Here is a 9,507-nt window from a genome sequence, read left to right as displayed (position 1 = left end):
GTAAGCTCCCGGTGAGGACCGTCTGACGCTGAAGGCGGGATGGATGTAGGAGGCTGAAGCTATGGACACCCATAGCTTCAGTTCCCAAGTCGAGGTTCTCTCGGTGACCGATAGTGGTCGGCAGCGTCGCTGGTCGGCTGCCGAGAAGATCCGTATCGTCGAGGAAAGCCTGTCGCGCCCGCGCAGCGTGGCGCTGACGGCGCGGCGTCACGATATCTCTCGCGCGTTGCTGACGCGCTGGCGGAAGGACTATCGCGAGGGCCTTCTCGGAAATGAGCCTGCCCTGACCTTTGCGCCGGTGATGATTGCTGCCGAACCTGTGCCTGTATCGGTATCACCTGCGGCAGAGCTGGAGATCTCCGATGCCGTCACAGTCGCGATCACACTGGTGAATGGCCGGCACCTCGTGGTTCCTGCGGGAATTGACCCGGTCATTCTGGCGCGGCTGCTTCCGGTGCTGGACAGCGCATGATCGCCTTTCCGGCGGGGGCGCGCGTGTGGATTGCAGGCGGGGTGACGGACATGCGGTGCGGGATGAACAGCCTGGCGCTGAAGGTCCAGCAGGGCCTGGGTCGCGATCCGCACGGTGGCGAGATCTTCTGCTTCCGGGGGCGCAAGGGTGACCTGATCAAGGTGTTGTGGCACGACGGGGTCGGCATGTCGCTGTATCTGAAGCGGCTGGAGGCGGGGAAGTTCATCTGGCCGGTGAGCCAGAATGGCTCAGCCGTTCCGGTTTCGGCGGCGCAGCTCGGCTATCTTCTGGAAGGAATCGACTGGCGCAATCCGCGCTGGACGCAGCGGCCTGCCTCGGCGGGTTGATAGTCAAAATACCCTTGTTTTATTGGACTATTCCGGGGTTTCGTGATAGGTCTTCGGCATGTCGGAGACCACCTCGGAGATCGCTGTTCTGCGCGCCGCACTCGCCGCGGCAGAGACTCGCGCATCTGCCGCAGAGGACGCCTTGGTCGCCGCCAAGGGGGAGTTGACCCAGGTTCAGGCGATCGTCTCGGCCTCTGAAGACATGATCCGGCACCTCCGACTGCAGATCGCCAAACTCCGCCGCGAGCAATATGGCCATGGTGCCGAACGCCATGCCCGGCTGATCGAGCAACTGGAGATGCAGCTCGAAGACATCGAGACCGACATTGCCGATGACCGGGCCAAAGCCGAGGCGACGGGCCCGAGGGCGATGGTCGCGGCCTTCGAACGCCGCCGCCCAGCCCGCAAGCCGTTCCCCGAGCATTTGCCCCGCGAGCGCGTCGTGGTTAAGGCGCCGACTTCCTGCACTTGCTGTGGTTCGGCGCGCATCGTGAAGATGGGCGAGGACATCACCGAGACGCTGGAGGTGATCCCGCGGCAGTGGAAGGTCGTGCAAACCGTCCGCGAGAAGTTCACCTGCCGCGACTGCGAGAAGATCAGCCAGCCGCCAGCGCCGTTCCACCCGACACCCCGGGGCTGGGCCGGCCCGAACCTGCTGGCCATGGTGCTGTTCGAGAAGTTTGGCCAGCATCAGCCCCTGAACAGGCAGGCCGAGCGCTATGCGAAGGAGGGCGTCGAGATCAGCCTCTCGACCCTGGCCGATCAGGTCGGGGCCTGTGCCGTGGCGCTGCAGCCGATCCACGATCTGATCCGCGCCCATGTCCTCGGCGCCGAGCGATTGCATGCTGACGACACGACCGTGCCGCTGCTGGCCAAAGGTGGCACGCAAACCGCCCGGCTCTGGACCTATCTGCGGGATGACCGGCCCTTTGCCGGTGGGGCGCCGCCGGCAGCGCTCTATTACTTCTCAACCGACCGCAGGAAAGAACACCCGACCCGGCATTTGACGGGCTGGACCGGCATCCTGCAAGCTGACGCCTATGGCGGTTACAACGATCTCTATCATGCCAGCCACAGGCCCGCGCCGGTGCTGAGCGCGCTGTGCTGGTCGCATGCCCGGCGCAAGTTCTTCGAACTGGCGGATATCAAAGCCACGGCCCGCAAGGGCAGATCGGTGGCCGAGGAGATCTCGCCCATCGCGCTGGAATCGGTCAAACGCTTCGACGCCATCTTCGATGCCGAGCGCGAGATCACCGGCCTGACCGCCGAGGCCCGCCATGACGCCCGTCAGCGGCTGGTGCGCCCGATGGTCCAGGATCTGCACAACTGGTTGCGGACCGAACGCGCCCGAATGTCGAAGCACAACCCCGTCGCCAAGGCGATCAACTACATGTTCGAGGAGGACGGCCGCTGGGACGCCTTCACCTGCTTCCTCGATGATGGCCGCATCTGCCTGACGAACAACGCAGCAGAACGCGCGCTGCGGGGCGTCGCCCTCGGGCGGAAAGCCTGGCTCTTCGCCGGATCTCCGCGCGGTGGCGACCGCGCCGCCTTCATGTATTCCCTGATCGTCACGGCCAAGATGAATGACGTCGACCCGCAGGCTTGGCTGGCCGATGTCCTTGCCCGGCTGCCGGACATACCCCTGTCGCGCCTGCCGGAACTTCTTCCCTGGAACTGGTCGCAAATACCGCAAAGGAGGGCCGCATGACCCTGATCGCCCGCCTCCGGATCCTTCTGAACGACGTCGATCCTCAGCCGATGCGCCATATCGAGGTGCCGCTGAAGATCAGGCTCGACCGGCTGCATGAGGTGGTCCAGGCGGCGATGGGCTGGACGGACACCCATCTCTACGAATTCAGGGCCGGGGGGGCGGGCTGGGGCGTGCCCGGTCCGGACGGATTCTACGACGGCCCGATGCCCGCGAAGAAGGCGACGCTGCAGAAGGTGCTCGAGGATACCGGCGTCAGGACGATCCAGTATGTCTACGACTTCGGCGATGACTGGGACCACAGCATCCGGATCGAGCGGGTCACCGAGGCCACCCCGGGCGTGACCTATCCAAGGCTTCTGAAGGCCAGCGGGGCCTGCCCGCCCGAGGATGTCGGCGGTGCTCCGGGCTACGAGGAATTCCTCGAAGCCCTCGCAGATCCGGACCACGAGCAGCACGACGACATGGTCGGCTGGTCAGGTGCAACCTTCGATCCCGAAGATGCCAGGATCGACAGGATCGTCGAACGCTTTGACCAACTCGCGAAGAAATGGTCCCCGCGGCCCGGCAAGCCCAAAGCACCCAAGCCCACTCCCTGAGCACGGACACCCGTCCGCGGCCTACGCCGGATGGTTACGGCGCGTCCCTCCCGTCTTCGTTCACGCCCAGCGGGTCGCCACCGGCATCGATGTTGCGGCGCAGCTCCTTTGCCCGTTCCCGCGCCGCTGCCGTCGACCATTCCGGCCAGCGCCCCAGCGTCATCCGCCGCTGCCGTCCGGCATGGCGGTAATCCAGCGTGAAGGCCCGGTTGCCCGAGCGGTAGATGCAGATGGCAAATCCCCGCACCTCGCTGTCGAAAATCTGATAGTCCCGGCCCGGTTCCGGCACCGCCTCCCGCACCGATTTCTCGTTCAATCTCAGTTTTTTGACCACGCCCAGCGCCTCCTTCTTGCATCCCACACAAGGCTCAGCCTCGCGCTCATCGCGAGTCATGCATCGCCGGTCAGACCGGCGGGGAGGCGGAAGGTGGCAGAACCTAGGGGGAGGGCTGCCGGTCAATGGCTCAGAAGGGAAAAACCTACACCCTCTGTTGATTACTCCGTGAATTGCAACGAGAGCCTGTCCTGCTTATTGTCAAGCTAGTTTCATAGGTTCCAACTCAACCACATGATGTGCCGCGCGATATGTTCTCTGCTTGTTGTCCTGCTCGTGTTGGCGGGCGCGACGCAGCATGGGCAAAGTGCTGGCCCAGCCGGACTGCCGACCGATCAAGTTGTCGCTTCGATCAGCCATCCCGGCGACACAGCCGGGCATGAGCACGGTTATTCGGGAGAGCCTTCTCGGCACGATATGACCGATGCCTGTGCGATTGTATGTGTCGGCACACCTACGCCCTGGCTTGCTGCCGCGCAACTTGCGCCTGTTGAGACCGAGCATTCGCTGAAATGGCACTCTATAGCGGTGACACGTGAGGGCCGTCTGGTCGGCCCCGGATACCGCCCTCCGAAATCCATCTGAACACCTGATTTGCCGCACCTGTTCAAGGTGCCGAACATTGTTCGCCCCACGGGGTTTGATGGATTACTCATATGACATGCACGCTGAATCGCCGCGGCTTTCTGACCGCAACCGCTGCCATGGCCGCAGCTTTTGCCGTCCCGCGCACGGGCTTTGCGCAGCCAGCCGCGCTGGCATTGCAGGCAACGACGCGCACGCTTGACATCGATGGCCGCGCCGCCACGGTTTTCGGGCTGATCAACGGCAACGGAACGCCCGGGCTGACACTGGACCCCGGCCAGCGTTTCTTGCTGGATCTGACCAATGATCTGGCCGAGCCGACGATCATTCATTGGCATGGACAGATCCCGCCGAACGCACAGGACGGCGTTCCCGATATGCCGATGCCGCTGCTGCAGCCAAGAGAGACGCGTGCCTATGATTTTGAGGCCGCAGCAGGCACGCACTGGATGCACAGCCATGTGCCCATTCAGGAGATGCAGTTGCTGGCCGCACCCCTGATCGTCCGCCGCCCCGAGGATCTGCGAGCTGATCGGCAAGAGGTCACCATGTTCCTGCATGACTTTTCCTTCCGCCCGCCGGAAGAGGTGCAGGACGAAATCCGCTCGGGAAAGGGGCATGACGAGGCCGCCGAAGCCGAAATGTCGCAACCAGCCGATCCCCATGCCGGTCATGACATGGGGGGCGGCATGGCCATGAATGTGATGTCGGAAATGAGCGGCATGTCCATGCCCGGCATGACCGGGATGCAGATGGATCTGAACGACTTCGATTTCGATGCCTATCTGGTGAATGACCGCACCTTGAGCGACCCGGAAGTTGTGCGGGTAGAAAAGGGTGGCCGGGTCCTGCTGCGGGTCATCAACGGGGCTGCGGCCACGGTATTCTGGCTCGACAGCGGCGAGGTTCCGGGTCGGCTTGTTGCGGTGGATGGCCAGCCGGTGCAGCCCTTGCCAGGAACGCGCTTTGGTCTGGCCATGGGGCAGCGCCTGGATATCGAGCTTGACCTGCCCACCGGAGGCGGCGCATGGCCGATCCTTGCTCTGCGCGAAGGCGCGCAGGAGCGCACCGGCCTTATCCTTGCGACCGCTGGCGCCAAGGTGCCGGTCATGCTTGGAATGGCAGACGGGGCCGCACCTGCATTCGATATCGACCTTGCACAGGAAGCCGCCTTGCGGGCCGTTGCTCCGCTGACGGAACGAGTTGCCGATGCATCACCCATGGTGATGCTGGGCGGGCAGATGCAGCCCTATCGCTGGACCATCAACGACCGCGTGTTCGAGGATCGGATTCCGGTTACGGCCAAAACAGGCCAGCGGGTCGAGATCATGTTCCACAACATGTCGATGATGGGCCATCCCATGCATCTGCATGGCCATCATTTCCAAGTTGTCGCGATCAATGGCAGACGGTTTTCCGGTGCATTGCGCGACACGGTCTATGTGCCGCCCATGTCGATGGTCACGGTGGCGCTGGATGCGGGCGAGGCGGCGGAATGGATGCTGCATTGTCACCACATGCCGCATCTTGCCAGCGGCATGATGACGACGTTCGCGGTCTCGGCGTGACGGGAGTGACATGATGTTTCAGCGACGCATGATCCTGACCCTGGCCCTTACCGCCCCGGCGATGGCCATCGCACCGCGCCTATCTTGGGCTGGTCATTCGCTTCCACCCGAATTCCGCAGGCAGCTTGAACATGACGCGAATGCGCCGATCTTCGGCAATCCTGACGGCGATGCGACTCTGATCGAGTTCTTCGACTATAACTGCCAGTTCTGCCGTGCGATGATGCCAGTGGTGGATGCCGTGTTAGGAGCCGATCCCGGCTTGCGGATGGTGATGCGGGAATGGCCGGTCTTTGGCGAGGGTTCGGTTTTCGCGGCCCGCGCGGCGCTGGCGTCGCGCAAGCAGGGCCGCTACGCCGACTTTCATCGCGCCTTGATGAGTCAGAAACCCCGGGCCGAAAGGGCCAGCGTCCTGCGTGTTGCGCGATCCATGGGTTTAGACACTCAGCAGTTGCAGCGCGATATGGGCGGCCCGGAGATTGCCCAACATATCCAGCAGTCCAATGCGCTGGCCGAGGCGATGGGGCTTGTCGGCACACCCACCTTCATCGCCGGATCGGATTCGCGCTTTGGCGCCATTTCATCAACGGAACTGGCCGAACTGGTTGCGGCCTCGCGTGGCAATTGAAGCATTTCACGAAAGGACAACGCTATGGATAATTCTGATCGACACAATAGCCACGGAAGCCAGAGCGGCGGAAGCTATGGCCGTTTTGCGGCGATGATCGCTACCTCGACGGTGATCATGTTCGGGCTGATGTATCTGAACACCTGGGCGATGGATCATGTCTTTTTCAGCCAGACCCGGATGTGGATGGCGCTTTACATGGGCGGCGCCATGGCGCTGATCATGCTGGCCTTCATGCTTGGGATGTATCGCAACCAGCGCGCCAATATGACCGTCGCAGGCCTTTCAATTCTGGCCTTTGCCCTCGGCCTGTTTCTGGTTCGCAGTCAGGCAACGGTCGATGATACCGCCTGGATGAAGGCGATGATTCCGCATCACTCGATTGCGATCCTGACATCCACCCGCGCGGATATCTCGGATCCTCGCGTGCGGGCGCTGGCGGACAGCATCATCGAGGCCCAGACGCTGGAAATCGCGGAGATGAAGGCGCTGATCGCCGATCTGGAAGGCGGGCCAGCGGCGACGCCCGAGGTCGATGGGCGCTGATGCGATACGGTTCGGCAATCGCGGATCCCGCTGCGCTTGCCGCATTCATCTGAAGGTACAACCATTACGAGGAGCAATCACATGCTGACACGCAGACATTTCATCCGAACGACGACGGCGCTGTTCGCGGCCTCCGCCGCCAGCCCGCTTATGGCCTCGACCTGGCCCGACGCGGCGCAGAAGGCCGCCTGGGATGCCGAGGTGGAAGCCGGCGGCCCCAATCCTTGGGGCCTGCACCAGCGTTTCCTGCCGCAGCGGATTGTCGCGAATGACGGTCTGGTGCCGGGCGATATCCACGTCGATGCCGTGGCCCGATACCTGTACCACATCGAAGAGGGCGGCACCGCAATGCGTTACGGCGTGGCCATCGGTCGGGGCGATCTTTACGAGCCGGGGACCTATACAATCAAGCGCAAGGCCGAATGGCCGCACTGGACCCCGACCCGGAACATGATCGAGCGCGAACCCGAGGTCTATGCGCAGTATGAAAATGGCATGGAGCCCGGCCCCCGGAACGCGCTGGGTTCGCGAGCGCTCTATCTCTATCTCGGCGAGCGCGACACCTATCTGCGCATTCACGGCACGCCATTTCCGACCTCGATCGGCAGCCGCGCCAGTTCCGGCTGCGTCCGCATGGTCATGGCCCATATCAACGGGCTGTATCCACGGGTCCAGATCGGCGCGACGGCCTATCTCTATTCGCCGGAGGGCAGCGTGACGGCCGTCAGCTGAACGGCCGCCCTCCGGCGATGCCGGGTGTCAGGACGTGCGCGCGTTGCAGATATGGTTGCCATTTGCGGCGCGCAGCGGCACCAGCGTCGTCTCGACCGGCCCGGCGTGGTAATACCAATAGCAGTCATCCGCCGGATCGACGCGAGCCGTGGTCAGATCTTGATTGGGACCGGCGATGGCGACGACCTCGTTCGGGATCGGATAGGGCCAGGCCTCCTCGACGGCGATATCAGGCGTCTGTGCCGCGCATCCTGCTAGGATGAGAAGCGTCAGCGCGATTGCGGCGGTTCTTTTTTTCATGTGAAGCTCCTTGGGTGGGGTGGTGACGCGCGGGGTGTTAGGACGCGCTGTCCTTGGTCATACGGCTCTGGATTGCGCGCTCGCGTTCCGGCCAGGTGGATTTGATATAGGCCAGAACGGCGGCGATCTCGGCGTCGCTCATGACATCAGAAAAGCCGGGCATGTCGCTTTCATAACCATCCCCGACCACGGCGGCGGTGCCGTCACGGACGATCTGTTCCAGAAGCGCGTCGGCGTGATGCCATGTGTGGCCGGTCTCGTTATGCGGGGGCGCCGGATAGCGGCCATTTGCGAGTGGGGTCTGCCAGTCCGGCTGCCCTTCCAGATCGGCGCCATGGCAACTGGCACAGTTGTCGGCGTAGAGCCGCTGGCCAAGCGCGATGACGGCCTGATCCTGTGCGGCTGTCTCAGTCGCCGCGCTGCCGCGCCAGAGGATCAGGATCGCAGCGGCCAGACCGACCGCCGCGATGAGGATGAGTGCGTTGCGCGTCATCTGTTATCCGTCCAGCGGAAAGGCGCGCCCGTCACCGGCAATGCCGCCCCAGGCGATGACCTCGGCGGTGGCCTCGACCCCGCCGCCCATGCCCGGAGAGCCGGCGGGCATCCCCGGCACGGCGATCCCGGAGATGTCGGGACGCTGATCCAGAAGCTGCGTTATGGCCGCGAAGGGCACATGGCCCTCGACGATATAGCCGCCGATCCGGGTCGTGTGGCAGGACCACAGGTTTTCGGGCACAGCGGCGTCGCGCTTCATGCCGACATAGTCGCTGGCCTCAGTGATTTCGACCTCAAACCCCGCCTCGATGGCAAGGTCGGCCCAGGCGCCGCAGCAGCCGCAGCCGGGGTCCTTGGTGACACTCAGCAGGTTCGGCTTTGCATCCGAGCCGGTGGCGGCGAAGGCAAGGGTAGAGGTTGTCGACAGTATCGCCGCGACCGCAAGGATCGCCCCGCGACGCGAGAAATTGGGGTTGCTCATATCTGATGTCCTTCGGGATGTTGCGCGCCGTAGGGTCATTCATCCCTGTCATGGCGCAGTTGATCGACTTGTGGCCACTCGGGCCATGTGGCGTCAGAGAGCAGCGGATCGCGGAGGGGGCAGCGGCAAACGCGGCCTGGCGGATTTCATATCCTGCAGCGGGGGAATGTGCCGGATTCGGCGTGGCAACCGGGCCGCGTTCGCCGTGACTTCGGCATGGCCGATGGCGGCACAGGCCGCACAGTCGCCATGTGGAGAATCCGGCTGCGTGGTGCAGCATTCATGCGCGGCCGGCGGCACGGATGTTTCGGCTATCGAGGCCGTCTGCGACGCTTCCGCCGTTGCGGCGCCGGTCAGGGCCAGCGGCATCGTCACCGCCAGCATGACAGCAAGCAGGGCCGACAGCAGGAACTGCATCAGTCGCGCACCTTGTCCATCAATTCAACCACCTCACGGAACATCACCCTCTGCCGGTCCTGATCGCCAGATTGGATCGCGTCTTCCATGCAGCTTCGCGCATGATCCTCGATCAACAGGCGCTCGACCCCGCGCAGGGCCGAGCGGATGGCGGCGGTCTGGTTCAGGATATCGACGCAATAGCGCCCGTCCTCGACCATGCGCGACACGCCCTGCACCTGACCGTTCAGGCGGGAAAGCCGCTTCAGGATCGCGTCTCGGTTCTGCTTGTCATGCGCCAAGGAGGGCTCCG

At 63.7% G+C, this 9,507-nt stretch carries 13 protein-coding genes and 1 pseudogene; 8 read left to right on the top strand and 6 right to left on the bottom strand.

The window, feature by feature from the left end; genetic code table 11:
• Nucleotides 1-61 precede the first annotated feature (61 nt).
• Genes H1S04_RS10460 through H1S04_RS10445 form a run of 4 tightly spaced genes read left to right on the top strand, consistent with a single transcriptional unit; the run spans nt 62 to nt 3,129 of the window.
• Nucleotides 62-472 (top strand): transposase, encoded by a 411-nt coding sequence (locus H1S04_RS10460; RefSeq protein ID WP_181745531.1) that lies wholly within the window; start codon nt 62-64, stop codon nt 470-472.
• Entirely contained in the window at nt 469-819 is a 351-nt protein-coding gene (gene tnpB, locus H1S04_RS10455) for an IS66 family insertion sequence element accessory protein TnpB (protein WP_112312267.1), read from the top strand. The genes H1S04_RS10460 and tnpB overlap by 4 nt, the downstream gene beginning before the upstream one ends.
• Nucleotides 820-877: 58 nt before the next feature.
• Nucleotides 878-2,530 carry an IS66 family transposase gene (locus H1S04_RS10450; RefSeq protein ID WP_181745530.1) on the top strand — a complete coding sequence of 551 codons (1,653 nt, stop codon included), beginning with the start codon at nt 878-880 and terminating at the stop codon, nt 2,528-2,530.
• Nucleotides 2,527-3,129 carry a plasmid pRiA4b ORF-3 family protein gene (locus tag H1S04_RS10445; RefSeq protein ID WP_181745529.1) on the top strand — a complete coding sequence of 201 codons (603 nt, stop codon included), beginning with the start codon at nt 2,527-2,529 and terminating at the stop codon, nt 3,127-3,129. Before H1S04_RS10450 ends, H1S04_RS10445 begins: the two co-directional genes overlap by 4 nt.
• A 37-nt stretch (nt 3,130-3,166) precedes the next feature.
• Here the strand turns inward: H1S04_RS10445 and H1S04_RS10440 are convergent.
• A pseudogene (locus H1S04_RS10440) lies at nt 3,167-3,463 on the bottom strand (Arm DNA-binding domain-containing protein); the annotation flags it as partial.
• Nucleotides 3,464-4,119: 656 nt separating this feature from the next.
• Here H1S04_RS10440 and H1S04_RS10435 point away from each other — a divergent pair.
• The 4 genes from H1S04_RS10435 (at nt 4,120) to H1S04_RS10420 (ending at nt 7,522) form a co-directional block, all read left to right on the top strand.
• A complete protein-coding gene (locus H1S04_RS10435) occupies nt 4,120-5,616 on the top strand; it encodes a multicopper oxidase family protein (RefSeq protein WP_181745528.1) in 1,497 nt (498 codons plus the stop codon).
• A 28-nt stretch (nt 5,617-5,644) separates the two neighbouring features.
• The gene (locus H1S04_RS10430; RefSeq protein ID WP_230383201.1) at nt 5,645-6,244 is read left to right on the top strand and encodes a DsbA family protein; all 600 of its coding nucleotides are present in this window, start codon (nt 5,645-5,647) and stop codon (nt 6,242-6,244) included.
• 93 nt (nt 6,245-6,337) lie between these two features.
• The gene (locus H1S04_RS10425) at nt 6,338-6,790 is read left to right on the top strand and encodes a DUF305 domain-containing protein (RefSeq protein ID WP_010400332.1); all 453 of its coding nucleotides are present in this window, start codon (nt 6,338-6,340) and stop codon (nt 6,788-6,790) included.
• Between the two features lie 81 nt (nt 6,791-6,871).
• Nucleotides 6,872-7,522 carry a L,D-transpeptidase gene (locus H1S04_RS10420; RefSeq protein ID WP_119886903.1) on the top strand — a complete coding sequence of 217 codons (651 nt, stop codon included), beginning with the start codon at nt 6,872-6,874 and terminating at the stop codon, nt 7,520-7,522.
• 27 nt (nt 7,523-7,549) lie between these two features.
• On the opposite strand, the gene H1S04_RS10415 is transcribed toward H1S04_RS10420, so the two are convergent.
• From H1S04_RS10415 to H1S04_RS10395, 5 genes are all read right to left on the bottom strand, one after another.
• Complete coding sequence (locus H1S04_RS10415) at nt 7,550-7,822, bottom strand: hypothetical protein (RefSeq protein ID WP_119886902.1); 273 nt, start codon at nt 7,820-7,822, stop codon at nt 7,550-7,552.
• 37 nt (nt 7,823-7,859) lie between these two features.
• The gene (locus H1S04_RS10410) at nt 7,860-8,315 is read right to left on the bottom strand and encodes a cytochrome c (protein ID WP_119886901.1); all 456 of its coding nucleotides are present in this window, start codon (nt 8,313-8,315) and stop codon (nt 7,860-7,862) included.
• 3 nt (nt 8,316-8,318) lie between these two features.
• Entirely contained in the window at nt 8,319-8,798 is a 480-nt protein-coding gene (locus H1S04_RS10405) for a DUF411 domain-containing protein (RefSeq protein ID WP_119886900.1), read from the bottom strand.
• Nucleotides 8,799-8,891: 93 nt separating this feature from the next.
• On the bottom strand, nt 8,892-9,215 hold the full coding sequence (locus H1S04_RS10400) for a hypothetical protein (RefSeq protein WP_181745527.1): 324 nt from the start codon (nt 9,213-9,215) through the stop codon (nt 8,892-8,894).
• Complete coding sequence (locus H1S04_RS10395; protein ID WP_036702648.1) at nt 9,215-9,496, bottom strand: metal-sensitive transcriptional regulator; 282 nt, start codon at nt 9,494-9,496, stop codon at nt 9,215-9,217. Before H1S04_RS10395 ends, H1S04_RS10400 begins: the two co-directional genes overlap by 1 nt.
• Nucleotides 9,497-9,507: the final 11 nt, after the last annotated feature.

The sequence above is a fragment of the Paracoccus sp. S1E-3 genome (assembly GCF_013868135.1).
Classification (GTDB): Bacteria; Pseudomonadota; Alphaproteobacteria; order Rhodobacterales; family Rhodobacteraceae; genus Paracoccus.
Note: the sequence above shows the minus strand (reverse complement) of the source record. Positions and strands in the feature narration are given on the sequence as shown.

Coding starts and splice junctions, on each gene's coding strand:
- H1S04_RS10410 (WP_119886901.1), bottom strand. CDS start 8,315: ATGACGCGCAACGCACTCATCCTCATCGCGGCGGTCGGTCTGGCCGCT.
- H1S04_RS10460 (WP_181745531.1), top strand. CDS start 62: ATGGACACCCATAGCTTCAGTTCCCAAGTCGAGGTTCTCTCGGTGACC.
- H1S04_RS10425 (WP_010400332.1), top strand. CDS start 6,338: ATGATCGCTACCTCGACGGTGATCATGTTCGGGCTGATGTATCTGAAC.
- H1S04_RS10400 (WP_181745527.1), bottom strand. CDS start 9,215: ATGCAGTTCCTGCTGTCGGCCCTGCTTGCTGTCATGCTGGCGGTGACG.
- H1S04_RS10420 (WP_119886903.1), top strand. CDS start 6,872: ATGCTGACACGCAGACATTTCATCCGAACGACGACGGCGCTGTTCGCG.
- H1S04_RS10435 (WP_181745528.1), top strand. CDS start 4,120: ATGACATGCACGCTGAATCGCCGCGGCTTTCTGACCGCAACCGCTGCC.
- H1S04_RS10430 (WP_230383201.1), top strand. CDS start 5,645: ATGATCCTGACCCTGGCCCTTACCGCCCCGGCGATGGCCATCGCACCG.
- H1S04_RS10415 (WP_119886902.1), bottom strand. CDS start 7,822: ATGAAAAAAAGAACCGCCGCAATCGCGCTGACGCTTCTCATCCTAGCA.
- tnpB (WP_112312267.1), top strand. CDS start 469: ATGATCGCCTTTCCGGCGGGGGCGCGCGTGTGGATTGCAGGCGGGGTG.
- H1S04_RS10450 (WP_181745530.1), top strand. CDS start 878: ATGTCGGAGACCACCTCGGAGATCGCTGTTCTGCGCGCCGCACTCGCC.
- H1S04_RS10445 (WP_181745529.1), top strand. CDS start 2,527: ATGACCCTGATCGCCCGCCTCCGGATCCTTCTGAACGACGTCGATCCT.
- H1S04_RS10405 (WP_119886900.1), bottom strand. CDS start 8,798: ATGAGCAACCCCAATTTCTCGCGTCGCGGGGCGATCCTTGCGGTCGCG.